11 protein-coding genes and 1 pseudogene are annotated in these 14,661 nt (G+C 53.4%); 5 read left to right on the top strand and 7 right to left on the bottom strand.

Annotated features, from left to right (window positions below; genetic code table 11):
* Window positions 1-72: 72 nt before the first annotated feature.
* The gene (locus tag ACT3RU_RS13635; RefSeq protein WP_192526638.1) at window positions 73-2,127 is read right to left on the bottom strand and encodes a TonB-dependent receptor family protein; all 2,055 of its coding nucleotides are present in this window, start codon (window positions 2,125-2,127) and stop codon (window positions 73-75) included.
* A gap of 148 nt (window positions 2,128-2,275) precedes the next feature.
* Between ACT3RU_RS13635 and ACT3RU_RS13630 the strand changes: the two are divergent.
* Window positions 2,276-2,418, top strand: a pseudogene (locus ACT3RU_RS13630) (YqaE/Pmp3 family membrane protein).
* A gap of 68 nt (window positions 2,419-2,486) precedes the next feature.
* On the opposite strand, the gene ACT3RU_RS13625 reads toward ACT3RU_RS13630, so the two are convergent.
* From ACT3RU_RS13625 to ACT3RU_RS13615, 3 genes are all read right to left on the bottom strand, one after another.
* Complete coding sequence (locus tag ACT3RU_RS13625) at window positions 2,487-2,960, bottom strand: nucleoside deaminase (protein WP_192526637.1); 474 nt, start codon at window positions 2,958-2,960, stop codon at window positions 2,487-2,489.
* Between the two features lie 34 nt (window positions 2,961-2,994).
* A complete protein-coding gene (locus tag ACT3RU_RS13620; protein ID WP_192526636.1) occupies window positions 2,995-4,257 on the bottom strand; it encodes a dicarboxylate/amino acid:cation symporter in 1,263 nt (420 codons plus the stop codon).
* A gap of 230 nt (window positions 4,258-4,487) precedes the next feature.
* Window positions 4,488-5,375 (bottom strand): helix-turn-helix transcriptional regulator, encoded by an 888-nt coding sequence (locus ACT3RU_RS13615; RefSeq protein WP_192526635.1) that lies wholly within the window; start codon window positions 5,373-5,375, stop codon window positions 4,488-4,490.
* Window positions 5,376-5,512: 137 nt separating this feature from the next.
* Here ACT3RU_RS13615 and ACT3RU_RS13610 point away from each other — a divergent pair, with 137 nt between their 5' ends.
* Window positions 5,513-6,676, top strand: a complete 1,164-nt coding sequence (locus tag ACT3RU_RS13610; RefSeq protein WP_192526634.1) for an MFS transporter — start codon at window positions 5,513-5,515, stop codon at window positions 6,674-6,676.
* Window positions 6,677-6,947: 271 nt separating this feature from the next.
* On the top strand, window positions 6,948-7,154 hold the full coding sequence (locus ACT3RU_RS13605; RefSeq protein ID WP_018917934.1) for a cold-shock protein: 207 nt from the start codon (window positions 6,948-6,950) through the stop codon (window positions 7,152-7,154).
* A 137-nt stretch (window positions 7,155-7,291) separates the two neighbouring features.
* Here the strand turns inward: ACT3RU_RS13605 and ACT3RU_RS13600 are convergent, their stop codons facing one another.
* Together ACT3RU_RS13600 and ACT3RU_RS13595 are read right to left on the bottom strand one after the other, a co-directional pair.
* Window positions 7,292-8,167, bottom strand: coding sequence for a putative RNA methyltransferase (locus tag ACT3RU_RS13600; RefSeq protein WP_192526633.1), 876 nt, complete (start codon window positions 8,165-8,167; stop codon window positions 7,292-7,294).
* Between the two features lie 36 nt (window positions 8,168-8,203).
* Window positions 8,204-9,046, bottom strand: coding sequence for a DMT family transporter (locus tag ACT3RU_RS13595; protein WP_225733687.1), 843 nt, complete (start codon window positions 9,044-9,046; stop codon window positions 8,204-8,206).
* A gap of 190 nt (window positions 9,047-9,236) precedes the next feature.
* On the opposite strand from ACT3RU_RS13595, the gene ACT3RU_RS13590 reads away from it, so the two are divergent.
* Entirely contained in the window at window positions 9,237-10,184 is a 948-nt protein-coding gene (locus tag ACT3RU_RS13590) for a LysR substrate-binding domain-containing protein (protein ID WP_192526631.1), read from the top strand.
* Here ACT3RU_RS13590 and ACT3RU_RS13585 read toward each other — a convergent pair.
* Window positions 10,181-10,927 carry a helix-turn-helix domain-containing protein gene (locus ACT3RU_RS13585; RefSeq protein WP_192526630.1) on the bottom strand — a complete coding sequence of 249 codons (747 nt, stop codon included), beginning with the start codon at window positions 10,925-10,927 and terminating at the stop codon, window positions 10,181-10,183. The genes ACT3RU_RS13590 and ACT3RU_RS13585 overlap by 4 nt on opposite strands.
* A 140-nt stretch (window positions 10,928-11,067) precedes the next feature.
* Here ACT3RU_RS13585 and ACT3RU_RS13580 point away from each other — a divergent pair, with 140 nt between their 5' ends.
* Window positions 11,068-14,550 (top strand): acyl-[ACP]--phospholipid O-acyltransferase, encoded by a 3,483-nt coding sequence (locus tag ACT3RU_RS13580; protein WP_192526629.1) that lies wholly within the window; start codon window positions 11,068-11,070, stop codon window positions 14,548-14,550.
* The last annotated feature ends 111 nt before the right edge of the window (window positions 14,551-14,661 follow it).

The raw sequence follows: 14,661 nt of genomic DNA, 5'->3' as shown, positions 1-14,661 counted from the left end.
TCGTTGCCGTCTAGTCTCATGACCATTACCGAAGCCTTCGCCGATTAAAGCCGAAGGCTTGAAACCACGGGCTTAGAAGCGCATTTCCACCCCACCGTATACGCTGCGCCCCGGTGCCGGTTCATAGTAACGACCATAGGTGCCGTTCAAGCGAACGTTGGCATAGTGCTCTTGATCAAACAGGTTACGCACGCCCACATAAGCGTTTAAGCGTGTATCACGTCCCAGTTGCCAACCATCCCCCGCGCGAAGGTTCACCAGCCAGTAGCTATCTATATCGGTTTCATTAGCATTATCAGCGACCATATCGCCGGTGTATTGCGTTTCAAGCGTGGCAAAGCGGTGCGCTGAGCTCTCCCAGGTGAGCTGGTTGACCCAGGTTTGCTCGGGCAAGCCGGGAATACGCTTGCCATCAAAGCGCTCATCAGGCGTGGAAAACCGGTCAAACTCATAGCGCGCCAGCGTCAACGCACTGTCTAACCGCCACTGATCCGCAAGCTGCCAGCCCAGCGCTACTTCCAGGCCATCCCGATTAGTATCGCCCGCATTTTGATAGAAGGTACGCCCGCCCTCATCATAAGGCACTAGCTCATCACGCACACGTACCGAGAACAGGGCGACGTCGTAATCCATCGCTAGCGGCTCAATATACCCGCGCATACCCACTTCACGGTTCCAGGCCTTTTGCGGCTCAATGGATGGGTTAAAACCGCCGCCTGCCGGGTTAGCAAACTCAGCGAACGTAGGCGTTTCAAAGGCGGTCCCGGTATTGATATACACCTGATGCTGAGGACGATAGCGGTAGCTAAGCCCGGCAGAGCCGCTCCACTCGTTATAGGTACGCTCACCGCTTTGGTCACCATCTTCATCGGCGATATATCGGTCATCTATATCCAAATCCACACGGTCAAACCGCGCACCTAACGAAAGCGTTACCTGCTCGGTGATATCCAAGTCGCCCTGAGCAAAAACACCCGCCGACGTGGCCTTTTGGGTTTCATCCGCCACTTGATCACCTACCGCGCCCTGGGCGTTCACATCATTGCGGAAGCGCTCATCACTCTGGCGCGCGACATCAATCCCCGCGACATAGCTCAGCGGTAGCTCGCCCAGAGTAATATCATGATGGTATTCAGCGCTGGCGCCCATGTAATCACGCTTATACCCTAATCGGCTGTCGCCCACGTAGGGCAGTTGCTGCTCAAAATCGCGGCGCGCAATAAACCCTTTAATGTAGAGTTCACCCGGGCCTGCGGCCAGATCTTCATACTGCAAACCGACTAGCTGCTGGTCGACTTTTTGGTGTGAATCAAGCGCCAATGCGTTAGGTGCCGCCTGATGGCGCCCGCTAGCCACTTCGCCAGCATTGAGTGCGCCGGGATCTTCCGAGCGTGGGTTTTCCAACAGGTTGACAATCGCGGTTAGCGCACGCTCGCTACCCAGCTCCCGGCGTAGCTTGGCATTCAACAAATACTTTTCAGTAGAGCTCTGATCGCGATAGCCATCCATGTTCAAGGCTGAAAAACTGACGTGGTGTGACCATTCCCCTTGGGCGCCACCGGTTTGCAGGGCAGCTTTACGATACCCATCACTGCCTACCCCCACTCGCAGCCGTGTACCTGGATTATCACGCCCGTCAGCGGTCGTCACATCAATCACCCCACCGGCGGCATTGCCATAAAGCACCGAGGAAGGCCCACGAATCACCTCAATGCGCTCGGCACTGTCTAGGTCAATGGCGTCCAACTGCGCCTGGCCATCGGGCAAGGTATAAGGAATACCATCAACCATCACCGTAATACCGCGCACGCCAAACGGCGCACGCGCACCAAAGCCACGTATTGCAATACGCTGGCCCTGGGCAAAATTATCCCGATTTTGTACAAACACACCCGGCACGCGTACCAGCGATTCATCCAACCGCACGCGCTGCTGGCCCTGAGCAATAGCGTCTCGATCCAGAATAGAAACTGCGGCAGGCGTGGCATAAAGCTCACGTGCTAAACGGGGTGCACTCACTTCAACAGTGGGCAGCGCTTGGGTAGATACCGGCTCGGCTTGTGCCCAAAGCGGGCTAGAAACAGCGCAGCTTGCAAGTAGTAGTGATGGCGGTAGTAACTTATACATGGATTCCCTTCCCCGTTTTTCTGATAAAAAAATGATAGTTAAGGATGTTGAAAAAAAGCGTTAATTAAAGATAGAAATAACGCCGCAGATGACAATTTATATAAGTAAAGGAGGCGTTGTGGCGTTGACAGCAACGGATCCGATCAAGATGATTTTTGCCATCATCCTACCGCCGTTAGGTGTATTTTAGAGGTTGGCCTAAAAGGCTATTTTTGGCTAAACACCACCCTGACGCTGCTTGGCTTTATCCCCGGCATCATTCATGCGTTTTATGCGATTTTAAAGCACTGATTGTACAACATAGAGAAACCCTGAAGCCGCCTGGACGAATGCCTGGGCGGCTCTCTTGGTGCTGCTAGCTAAACGGCATGGCGCCGTTGGTGCAGCGCATGGACCTTTTCATCCCAGCCCGCTAACGGGCCTGCTACCTCAAGTCCTGGCACAATGTGCTGAATAGGGAAGGAGGCTACCGCGGGTGGTGCGACGCCCAAGTCATTTAGCCAACGCCCTAACTGTTCAGATGAGCTGATATAAACGATCCGGCCAAGCCCTGCCCAACCATGCGCGGCTGCGCACATGGCGCAGTGCTCACCTGTGGTATACACCGTTGCCTTAGCGCGCGCCTCTGGCGTCATGTGTTGTGCTGCCCAACGTGCCAGCGTGAACTCGGGATGCTGCGTCACGTCACCGCTGACAATTCGGTTACGGTCCTCGGCAAGAATATCCCCTTGTGCACTTACCAGCACGCTGCCAAAGGGTTCATCGCCCGCATCAAGGGCTTCTTCAGCCAGCTCAATGGCACGGGTCAAGTAAGTGAGTTCCTGGTCATTCATCCCGGCGTCTCCTGTCGATTAATGGCCTTGCTCGTTACTCTTTCACTGTGGAAGATATATCGTCTAAAGGCACGTCTTTCTGTTTGCCTTCTTCACTTTTGGCGATCACTGCCGTGCCCACTAAATCGCCGGTTACGTTCAGGGCAGTGGCGCCCATTCCTACCAGCGCATCAATAGCGGTTAACAGTACGACGGTTTCGATAGGCAGCCCTACCTGAGCAAACACGGTGGCAATCATGATGATACCCGCCCCCGGTACGCCCGCAGTGCCAACTGAAATCAGCGTACCGATCACTACAATCTGCGCCATGCTGGCAAGATCCAGCGGTGCGCCGATCACATTGGCAGCAAACACAGCGGAAATAGCGATCCGGATCGCCGCGCCATCCATGTTCATGGTCGCTCCCAGCGGCAGGCTAAACCCATACACCCCTTGCGCGATGCCCATACGGCGGGCGGCATCCATGGTCAGTGGCAGCACACCCGCGCTACTTTGCGTGGCAAACGCCGTGGCCATCGGCGTGCGTGCCTCCCGAAAAAAGCGGCGCAGTTTCACTCCAAAAAGACGCATGATGACACAGTAAATCGCCAGTTGAACGGCCAAGGCAATGTAAAGCACCATGACCATGTCACCCAACGACAGTAACGTTTCAAGCCCCTGCTGGCTGACGGTTTCCGCCACGATAGCGAATACCCCAATCGGTACGACATGCAGCACGCCCGACATCACCTTCAGCGTCACGGCATTCAAGCCTTCGACCATTTCATACAACCGCTCGGCGCTTTTGCCGTGCGTTTCGCTTTGGCGCACCTTCATCAAAGCGACACCGAACACCAACGCGGTAAAAATGATGCCGAGCAGGTTCTGGTCAGCCAACGCGCCAATAATGTTGTTCGGTACGATATTAAGCAGTACATCAACGAGTCCCGGATTCTCCGGCACTGAGAAGCTCGCACTGTCATCCAGCGTCATGCCACTGCCTGGATTAAGCAGTGAGGCAACCGATAGCCCCACCACAATTGCGAACGCGGAAGAGGCCAAGTAATACAGCAGCACCTTTTGACCAACGCGGCCAACGCGGCCCACCGTTGACTGGTTGATACCGACCATCAGCGTAAACAATACAATGGGTACAATTAGAAACGTCAGCAAACGCAGCAGTAGATCGCCGACCGGCGCCAGCCAAGTGGCGATGGTTTCCCCACCCAACAAACCCACCACCACACCCAGCAGCAACGCGATCGTGACACGTAGAATCAACGAAGAGCGCATATACCCTTTCAAAAGCGCCGCCATGTTAGTCACCTTTACCCAGAAAACTCATTAGAGCCCGCCAACTGAAAACGTCTCCCTACGGAGCCGGGGCTAAAATACAACGTTTATATGCCATCCGGCCTTCGAAACCCATTCAAGAAACGTCTGACGTGCACAGGGAACGCGTTCTTTAACCATTTACGAATAGATCACTATTATCTTTTAAGTGAACGTCCAGCCGCTGTCTATTGGAAAAAGCCTGGAACCACTCATTATGATGCTGGCGTTTGTGCGTCCAGAAGCCAGCGATTAAATGCCTCTTCGTTACCCATGCCATGGTTAGCGGCGTCGTTTTTAGTGGCGCCGTTTTTAATAACGTAATAGACCAGCCGCAGGTGGCGGTCTTCGTCAACCAACAACGAGGTATGCTCAAAATCGAGCGACCCTAACGGCGCGAAGTGAAAGTGTCGAACGCCATGGCAAGGTCCGTGGATATCCTGCCCTGCCCACCACGTTTTAAAATCCTTATCCACGTGGACCAGCATTTTGATCAACGCATTGATCGCCGGGTCTTCTGGCGCGCGGGCCGCATCGCGTTTAAAACTGGCGAGCATTTGGCGGGCCTGCACTTCCCAAGGGTCGAAAAGCCCGCGAGTGGCTGCATCGGTAAACAGTAGCCACAGAAGATTGCGCTGCTCCGGTGGATGTTTAGAGAAGCCAAACAGACGATCACCCGCGTGGTTCCAGGCCAGCACATCCCAGCGCAAATTCAACACGTAGGCAGGCCGAGTGGGTAAATCGTTCATCAGACGAAGTATCAAAGGCGGCACTATGCACCATGTTTTTCCCGGCTCAGCGGGGAGCCGTTGGTGCGCCAGCAAAAACAGATGGCGCCGCTCGGTGGCATCAAGCTTAAGCGTACGCGCAAGGCGGTCGAGGAAATCTGCCGAGGCGCGAATATCGCGCCCTTGCTCGAGCCACGTGTACCAGGTCAATCCAACCCCGGCGAGTGCCGCGACTTCCTCACGGCGTAAGCCAGGCGTGCGCCGCCGCTTACCCACGGGTAAACCAACCTCTTCAGGTGTTACCTGCTCGCGTCGGCTACGCAGGAATTCCCCAAGCTCGGTGCGGGTGCGGTTTAAAGAACGTACTGCCGCCATCTTGTTGCCTTTAGTAATAGTATAAACAGTTAAATTGTACCCCCTTTAAAGCCTCTCCAGAATAGCGCACTCACCGCTTGGCAGCCGTCAGCAATAGATGCCTACCAAGTAACGTATGAGCCTGACTGGAGAACCTAATGGCATTTTCTTCTCGACTATCGATTTATTTAATTGCCTTGGGCGCCTTTTCTTTGGGGATGGCGTCTTATGTCACCGCAGGCCTTATTCCCCTGATTACTCCCGCTTTTTTAGTATCAGATGCAATGGCGGCACAACTGGTAACGGCATTTACACTGGCGTATGGCCTGGTTTCTCCCATCGTGGTCGCGCTCCTGCCAGGTCATCAGCAGCGCACAGGGTTAATCCTCGCACTGGCGATCTTCGTTGTTGCAAATGTTGCAAGCGCGCTGGCTACAAGCTTTGTCACGCTAATGGCTTGGCGAGCACTGGCTGGCGTGGGAGCTGGGGTTTATCTGGCGCTAGGAATTGCAGCCTCGGCGGCACTCGCACCTGAAGCGCAGCGCGGCAACGCCATTGCGATGATTATGGGCGGAATGGCGAGTGGCACCGTGCTTGGCGTACCGCTTAGCCTATTACTCGCAGAGCAACTGGGCTGGGCCTCGGCCATGTGGCTGATTGCACTGCTTGGCGCGATTTCCCTGGCAGGCCTGTACTACAAGCTCCCCGATATTCCCGAAGCGCCTTATATATCGTTGCGGCGCAAATTGGTCATCTTGAAGCACCCCACAACCATGACCATTTTAGCTGTCTCGCTGTTAGCTGCCGTAGCAAGTCTTGGGATGTATACCTTTATTTCACCGCTTATAGCAGCATCAACTTCTGGCAGCCCTCCCACTATTGCACTTTATTTATGGGTTTGGGGCGTTGGCGGGATTTTGGGCAGCTTTTTAATTGGACCAGTTGTGGATAAAAGCCAAGGCTCCAGCGTTGTACTGACTATTATGCTGATCTTGGCCGTTTCACTGATAAGCCTGCCAATTGCTGCAGCTCTGCATCCATGGCTTGCGCTTGTGCCTATCGCCCTATGGGGAGCCGTCGGCTGGGCGTTACAGGTGCCGCAAAATAACGCGCTAATGCACGTTCGCAAACCGCATGGCGATGGCAATCTCGCCGTGGCCCTGAACGAATCAGCGCTTTACTTGGGTAGCGCGATTGGGGCGGCGGTAGGCGGGCTTATGCTTGCCAGTGCCTTTCCGCTTTGGACGCTTGCGTTAAGTGCCGGTGCGCTTGCTGCAAGCGGTGCGTTATTACAGCTCACCATGCACAAGCGCAGCCACTAAGTAATTAGTATTAAGTACTTAGCACTCGCGACATGGCCAGTGGTGCGCAAGAGTGAAATATTGCCTTGGGCTTAGAAAACAAATGCACAAACCCGTTGACGCGCGCCGCGAATCATGGCACTGTATCGTCAGTTGGTTAGCAAGCAGCATGGTTTCAGAAGCGTACGATTCTTTCGGCAGCCTGATATTGTATTCCTTGTTTCACCCGCTACTTCAATCTGGGTAATACCAGGAACTTTATTACGGCGCTTATGCGCGAAAGGATTTAATCATGGCAACTGGCACAGTTAAATGGTTCAACGACACTAAAGGCTTCGGTTTCATCGCTCCTTCTGACGGCAGCGACGACCTGTTTGCACACTTCTCCGAAATTCAGTCTGACGGCTTCAAAACCCTTCAAGAAGGCGCTAGCGTTTCTTTTGACGTTACCCAGGGTAAAAAAGGCCTTCAGGCTTCTAACATCAAGCAAACTTCTTAATATTTCTTATTAAGTGTTTGCTCAGACTTTAGGGTCTGACTGACAAGGCCCGCTTCGACGGGCCTTGTTGCGTTTGGGGCTGGTAAAGTTCTGACCAAACCAAACAAGCCGCCAATCACGGCTTGCCTACCCTTCTTCTATGCGTTTTTAATCCATTTAATCACTCGCACATCAACACTCACGATGAGTGTCTTCAGTGCTGCCGCTCTTTCTCGGCCCTCAGCACTTGCCCGGTAAAGATGCGGGGTCATGGCCAGCAAATCCGCAATAGCCTCTTTGCCATTCAGCGTGAGCGAATAACTGACCGTTTCCGCTGCTTGCGCAGCAAACCCTTCCGGCACTGCCTGCTCACCACTGCGTTCAGGCTTAAGCGCTGGATAGATGATTTCGCGCAACTCGCGCAAATGATTTGCGCCTGCTTCCACCTGTAATAGCGCTCCACCTGGCTTAAGCACTCGGGAAAACTCGCTCATCACGGGAAAGCCGAACATGCATAACAGCCTATCCAGCGAGGCAGCTTGCACGGGCAAGTTGGCGTTACTGCCGACCACCCAGGTGACTGACTGTTCCTGCTGACGGTTCGGCTCTTGCTGACGGCTTTGCTTGGCCGCTGCCATGACCGCCCACTTGGAAATATCCAAGCCGATTAACTCAAGCAGAGCCGTATCAGGCGCCGCTTGGGCCAGCTTGCGCAGGTAATAGCCTTCACCACAACCGGCATCCAGGCAGCTTAGCGGCATATTTTCCGGCACGCCGTTCAAGGCAGCGTGATTAAGAGCTTCAGCAATAGGCTGGTAATATCCTGCATTCAGAAAACGCTGCCGGGCAGCCACCATGATTTTACTATCGCCGGGATCGTTTGAACGTTTTTTCTGAACCGGTAAAAGGTTCACATAGCCTTGTTTGGCAATATCAAAACTATGCCCTGCCGGGCAGCGCCATGCGCCTTCTGCCTGAGTCAGCGGTTCGCCATCGAGTGGGCAGGCAAGCGCTTGAAACGCGTTCGATAACATAAAATGAGTTTTTTTCAGCGAAGGATGAGTCAGTAGTTAGCGCACTACCACCACGATACCGAGCATGATAGCCACACCACCGATTAAAAAGTTAAAGCTCAAAGGCTCGTTGAGCAGTAGGGTACCAAAAAGCAGACCAAAAAGCGGTGCTAAAAAAGAGAACACTCCTAACTGCGAGGCACGATAGCTCCGCAATAACGAAAACCACAGTAGTAAAGCGCCAAAGGAAACGATAATTGATTGAAAACCAAGGCTTAAAATGACCGTTGAGGTAAACTGAGCGCTCATTAGCTGCCCCGATATTAACGCAGCTGGCAATAGCAGCAGTGCCGTTACACTTAGTTGATAGCTCAATGTGAGTTCAGCGGGCTGCTCGGAAAGCGAGCTTCTGCGTATCACCACCGTCGTCGCTGCCCAAGATAACCCCGCCACTATTCCCATCATGTCACCGATCAGTATTTCCGTATCCATACTGCCCGCTTGACCGGGCGCTATCGCAATGGCCATTCCTGTAAAAGCCAAGCCAATACCCCACCACTGACGTTGAGCCAACTGCTCCCCCGGAACCATTAAATGCAGTCCTAACGCCGCAAAAATAGGCGCCGTATAGAGAAAAATAGACATGTGAGAAGCCAGCGTGTAATGAAGCCCCCAAGCCAAAAAGACAAACTCACTCGTGAAACCTAAGCCAACGAGTAACCCCGGCCGCCAATGCGCGCGCACATCTCGCCAACCAATGCCTTGCCAGAGCGCGCAAGGTATTACCAGCATAGCGGCAAGCAAAGAGCGTAAAGCAATTTGAGACAGTGGCGATATTTCCTCAGCCACCCCTTTTATAGCAACCTGCTGAAACCCTAATATCAGACAGAAGAGAAGCATTAACGATGCCGCTCTTCGCCCTAGAGGTTTTCGCTCAAAAACGACGTCCTTGTGGTAAACCTTTGTTGCTATATCTGGCTCAAGATTGCGCATGAAGACCTCGCTATGCAATAAGACGGCTATTGCATCAGCAGAGGAAACTCTCTACAAACGATTACTTATCCGACCTAGGCTTAGTAAAACTCACGCTATGAAAATTGAAAGACTACCGCTTAATGCACTGCGTGCTTTCTCTGAGGCTGCTCGTGAAAACAGCTTCAAAAAAGCCGCCACTCGGCTCAGCGTTACTCCTGGTGCCGTTAGTCGCCAAGTCAAACAGCTAGAGGCAAGGTTGGGCGTCACTCTTTTCGAGCGACACGCCAATGGCGTGTTAATCACCGAGGCGGGTAAAATGCTGCTCGACGATGTGCAGGCGGGGTTATCACTTATTGCAAGTGGGGTGGAACATATCACACAGCGCTCTAGCGAAGCTTTTGAGCTGATTATTAGCGCGCCACCTTCTTTTTTACAGCTTTGGCTACTACCGCGACTTCATCGATTCGAAGCACGTGAACGCGGTATCAATATATCGCTTGATGCCGATGCGAATTTAACTCCACCACTGTGGTTGCCTAACCGTGCCAAGCTATCACTGCGTTATGGCCAAGGTCCGTGGCAAGGCGTCAATAGCATTAGATTATTCGAAGACGTGCTATTTCCTGTGTGCTCGCCTGCGCTGCTTTTCAAAAATAAAATTAGGGTGCCAGAAGACTTGCTGGCACAACCGCTGCTTTCGGTTGAATGGCAGCGGCATACTCCGGCCTTCAGTCCTGTACCGAGCTGGAGCGAATGGTTTAATAGCGTCGGTGTAAAAAACCACCACTTACCCACCCCCATGCAATACTCGCTTTATAGTTTGGCGCTAGACCAAGCCATTGCTGGCCAAGGCGTAGTACTGGCAAGCTATCCCTTAATTGCCGACCGGCTGGCTAGTGGTGTGTTAGTACGTCCCTTTAAAGAGAAGTACGCGCTCGTATCACGCTTTGCTTACGATCTTATTCTACCGGCGAGCGGAGGCGCACCCGAAGCGGTCACACACTTTAGCGAATGGATAACCCAAGAGGCGGAGACATTTCAAAATACATCCCCACATCATTAAGAATGATCCAACTGTCGCGTATAGTCTTGAAACAACGCATATTTCCATTGGCGCACCGCTAATACCGACGTAGTACCAAAGCGCTTATGCAGAGGAAAACTACTTTCTCTTTCGCACAGGGCGTGAAACTCCTTGGCCAGGCGCTGCATTATCTGCTGCCACTCGTCATTGCCTGCTCGGGACAGCAGACCATTGAGGACCAGCAGTTGCTCGCTTTCGCCATCAAAGCGTGAGCGAAAAAATTCATTCGCAATATACGTTTGGAAGAACTGCTGAATGGGGCCGCCAGAGCGCCAGCGGAAATTGGCAGCTACGCGGCGGCGAATACGATTACCAGGTAGCAACTCAATAAGCTTTAGCCGCTCAAGCTTAAGCAGTTGACGTGTACACTCCGTCTCGCTTAACTGATACTGATGATGAATTTCGTCAAAGCTATAGCCATTAACAACACAGACAGCGACCAGAAATAACTCACGATCATCAACGATGCTCTGCTCCTGAGCCTGGGTCAATTGCTGGGGCCGTAGCTCTTCTGCCTGCATGGCTTGTACCAGCTCGGCAAATTCGATATTGAGTTGATCACAGATGCACTCAAGCCGCGCCAGGGTAAAGTGCTTTTCAGCAAACAGACGCTTAACGGACGCCTCGCTTAGGCCCAGCCACTGAGCCACATCGGCATAGGTTTTACCCTGAGCACGAAGCTGGCGCTTCAACGTATCAATTAAACACCCCACTTGGGACATAAGCGCCTCCAGACACCTCAACGTAGCAAATAATGATACTTTAAAGCACGTATAACACAACCTGGTCTAACAAGGTTGCACCCAAGGCCTGGTTTGGACAGATTGCTACCATCTAAAGGGGTTTATAAGGCTTAGTGAACATGCAAAGAGTGCTACAGATGAAGGGCGCATGGCCCTACTTCATCGCTATCTTTCTTAATGCTTTTCTCGACTTGGGGCATAAGATCGTTATTCAGAATTCGATCTTCAAAAGCTACGATGGCACCACCCAAATAGTGCTTACTGCGCTGGTAAACGGGTTAATCCTGCTCCCGTTCATTGCACTATTTAGCCCATCAGGTCATGCGGCTGATACCTATCCCAAAGTACGTATCCTACGCGTTTCGGCGTGGGCAGCGGTCGTGGTATCACTAGGCATTACGGCGGCTTATTATCAAGGCTGGTTTTGGCTGGCTTTTGCGATGACGCTACTGCTGGCGATACAGTCAGCCTTTTACTCACCTGCCAAATACGGCATGGTCAAAACGCTGTTTGGAAAACCCCGCTTGGCCGAAGCGAACGGTATCGTCCAGGCCGTTACCATTGGTGCCATTTTAGCGGGCACGGTGGTGTTTACTGCCTTCTTTGAAGCATGGACCCCCTTGGCCAACCAGCCCCCTGAGCAGTTGCTGCGCCAAATTGCTCCGCTAGGCTGGCTATTAGTGCTCAATAGCATCATTCAGGTGGTGGCGCTTTATCGTCTACCACTGGATACCCCACAGCCGCCCAGCACACCGCTGACCTGGAAGCGCTATATAAAAGGCAGCGCGCTTAAAGATAATCTGCGCATCGTTGCACGCCAGCCCGTGTTAAGACTGTCGATTATCGGCCTTGCCACCTTCTGGTCTGTTGGCCAAGTGCTGTTAGCCGCCTTTCCTGCCTACGCCAAATCCGCGCTCAGCATTGATAACACGCTGGTGCTGCAAGGCATTCTCGCCGCTAGCGGCATCGGTATTGCGCTGGGTTCGGTGCTGGCCAGTCGTCTTTCGCGCAACCGTATTGAAACCGGCTTAATTCCGGTGGGCGCTCTGGGCGTTGCCGTTGGTTTATGGTGCTTACCGCTACTCACAACGCCACTCAGCCAAGCGCTGAACTTTGTGTTTATCGGTTTAATGGGCGGGCTGTTTATTGTGCCGCTCAACGCCCTGATCCAGTTCCACGCTGCGGATAACGAGCTGGGCACGGTGTTGGCAGCCAATAACTGGATTCAAAATATCGCCATGCTGGGCTTTTTGGCGCTCACGGCGCTGTTTGCTTTGGCGGGCGTGGATAGCCACTATTTATTACTTGTGATCGCTAGCGTAGCGATGATAGGGGGTGGCTACACCATTATAAAACTGCCCCAAAGTCTGGTGCGTTTTTTACTGGGCTTTCTGCTGACCCGCCGCTATCGCGTTGATGTTTACGGTTTGGAAAACTTGCCTGCCCAAGGCGGCGTGCTGTTACTGGGCAACCATATCAGCTGGATTGATTGGGCCATGGTGCAGATCGCAAGCCCTCGGCCGGTGCATTTTGTGATGCTGAAAAGCATTTATCAGCGCTGGTATTTGCGCTGGTTTTTTAAAGCACTGGGCTGTATCCCCATTGAGCGCGGCGCTGCCGCCGAGCGGGCACTTAATAGCGTTGCCGAATTGCTCAACGCAGGTGAAGTGGTCTGCCTGTTTCCGGAAGGTGCTATCAGCCGCACCGGGCAGCTGGGCGAATTTCGCCGAGGCTATGAGCGGGCCTGCAAAATGGCCAATCCCGACGTAAAAATCGTTCCGTTTTATCTACGTGGGCTATGGGGCAGCCAGTTCTCGCACTCTTCCAGCAAGCTTAAAGAGCTACGCCATGCACCGCTACACCGCTCTATCGTTGTGGTCTTTGGCCAAGCGCTGCCAAAAGAGACCCCAGCCGATGTACTCAAGCGACGCATCTTTGAGCAGGCTACCCGCTCTTGGCAGCTCTCGATGGAGAACCTGCACACCCTGCCGGATGCCTGGATACGCAGCGTAAAACGCCGCCCAGGAAAGCTGGCGCTCACGGACACGATCAGCCGCCCATTGAGTGCCGCTAAAGCCCTCACGGCGAGTATTCTGATGGCCAAGCGCATCCGTAAACAGAGCAAAGCGCAGAACATCGGCTTGTTACTGCCTACCAGTAGCGCGGGTGTACTCGCCAATATGGCAACACTGCTGGCGGGAAAAACGGTGGTCAACCTTAACTACACCGCCAGCGGCGATGCGTTGGCTTCGGCCCTTTCGCAAGCGGGGATAGATACCGTTCTCACGTCTACGCGTTTCGTGGAAAAACTTAACGCCCGTGGGCTTGATGTATCGGCGTTACTTGCCAACCAAAACGTTGTTTACCTGGAAACACTACAAGCCTCCATGGGCCGGGCTGAACGCTTAGGCACATGGCTTAGCGTCCGCTTGCTGCCGACCTGGCTGCTGCGCCTCTGCTACTGCCGAGCACATGATGCCGAGGCCACCGCCGCCATCCTGTTTTCCAGCGGTAGCGAAGGACAGCCAAAAGGCGTGATGTTAAGCCACCGCAACCTAATGGCGAACGTTAAGCAAACATCCGACGCGCTGAATACCGAGCATAACGACGTCATGATGGGCTCGCTTCCGCTGTTTCATGCGTTCGGCCTCACGGTTACTCAGTTCTTACCGTTAATTGAGGGCCTGCCCCTGGTGTGCCACCCCGACCCGACCGATGCGGCGGGTATTGCGAAAGCGGTTGCCAAGCACCGGGCAACCATTATGTGTGGCACGTCGACGTTTCTGCGCTTGTTCACTCGCAGCTCCAATGTTCATCCGCTCATGCTGGATAGCATCAGAGTGGTAGTAGCCGGGGCGGAAAAGGTCGACGACAGCGTACGCAGCGCGTTCCAGCTTAAATTTCATAAGCTGATTTATGAAGGATACGGCGCAACCGAAACCTCGCCGGTAGCGGCGGTTAATCTTCCCGATACGCTGGATGTAAACTACCTGCAAGTGCAGCGGGGGGCCAATATAGGCACGGTTGGCATGCCGCTACCCGGCACGAGTTTCAAAATTGTTGACCCGGAGAGTTTTGAAGAGCTTTCCACTGACGAAGCAGGCATGATTTTGATTAGCGGGCCGCAGGTCATGCAAGGGTACCTGAACGATGCTGAACGTACCGCCAAGGTAGTGTGCAATCTCAACGACCAGCGCTGGTATATCACCGGAGACAAGGGTTATCTGGATGAAGATGGTTTTCTGACCATTGTTGATCGCTACTCACGCTTCGCTAAAATTGGCGGTGAGATGATTGGCCTCGGCGCGGTGGAGCAGGCTGTTAAAGCCACGCTTGCCGACCCCGATACCGCCATCATGGCGGTCAACATACCGGATGCTAATAAAGGCGAGCGTATTGTCTTGCTCTCGGAAACCCCGCTGGATGCACAGGCTGTCAGAACGGCCCTACGCGGCCAGGGTGTCTCATCGCTAATGATTCCCAGCCATTGGTTCACCGTTGATCAATTACCGCAACTGGGTTCCGGGAAGCCTGATATCGCCGGTGCCAAACGCTTGGCGCAGGAACAACTAACCGAAAGCGAGCAGCCCTCGCTACAGTAGCCCAACCGTGAATAACGGGCTCCCATTAGCGCTGTAGAAACCAGGCAGTGTCTAAAAGAACTGCCTGGTTTCAAAGGCTTAATTACGGGTGTGAAGAAGCGCTTTTTTATC

It is taken from the genome of Halomonas sp. TP35 (genome assembly GCF_052375975.1).
GTDB classification, from domain to species: domain Bacteria; phylum Pseudomonadota; class Gammaproteobacteria; order Pseudomonadales; family Halomonadaceae; genus Vreelandella; species Vreelandella citrativorans.
This window is presented reverse-complemented; position numbering and strand designations above follow the sequence as displayed.

Excerpts from the sequence above, each read along its gene's own strand:
- ACT3RU_RS13635 (WP_192526638.1), bottom strand. The coding sequence starts at position 2,127 with ATGTATAAGTTACTACCGCCATCACTACTACTTGCAAGCTGCGCTGTT.
- ACT3RU_RS13625 (WP_192526637.1), bottom strand. The coding sequence starts at position 2,960 with ATGAATGACCAGGAACTCACTTACTTGACCCGTGCCATTGAGCTGGCT.
- ACT3RU_RS13620 (WP_192526636.1), bottom strand. The coding sequence starts at position 4,257 with ATGGCGGCGCTTTTGAAAGGGTATATGCGCTCTTCGTTGATTCTACGT.
- ACT3RU_RS13615 (WP_192526635.1), bottom strand. The coding sequence starts at position 5,375 with ATGGCGGCAGTACGTTCTTTAAACCGCACCCGCACCGAGCTTGGGGAA.
- ACT3RU_RS13610 (WP_192526634.1), top strand. The coding sequence starts at position 5,513 with ATGGCATTTTCTTCTCGACTATCGATTTATTTAATTGCCTTGGGCGCC.
- ACT3RU_RS13605 (WP_018917934.1), top strand. The coding sequence starts at position 6,948 with ATGGCAACTGGCACAGTTAAATGGTTCAACGACACTAAAGGCTTCGGT.
- ACT3RU_RS13600 (WP_192526633.1), bottom strand. The coding sequence starts at position 8,167 with ATGTTATCGAACGCGTTTCAAGCGCTTGCCTGCCCACTCGATGGCGAA.
- ACT3RU_RS13595 (WP_225733687.1), bottom strand. The coding sequence starts at position 9,046 with ATGCTTCTCTTCTGTCTGATATTAGGGTTTCAGCAGGTTGCTATAAAA.
- ACT3RU_RS13590 (WP_192526631.1), top strand. The coding sequence starts at position 9,237 with ATGAAAATTGAAAGACTACCGCTTAATGCACTGCGTGCTTTCTCTGAG.
- ACT3RU_RS13585 (WP_192526630.1), bottom strand. The coding sequence starts at position 10,927 with ATGTCCCAAGTGGGGTGTTTAATTGATACGTTGAAGCGCCAGCTTCGT.
- ACT3RU_RS13580 (WP_192526629.1), top strand. The coding sequence starts at position 11,068 with ATGCAAAGAGTGCTACAGATGAAGGGCGCATGGCCCTACTTCATCGCT.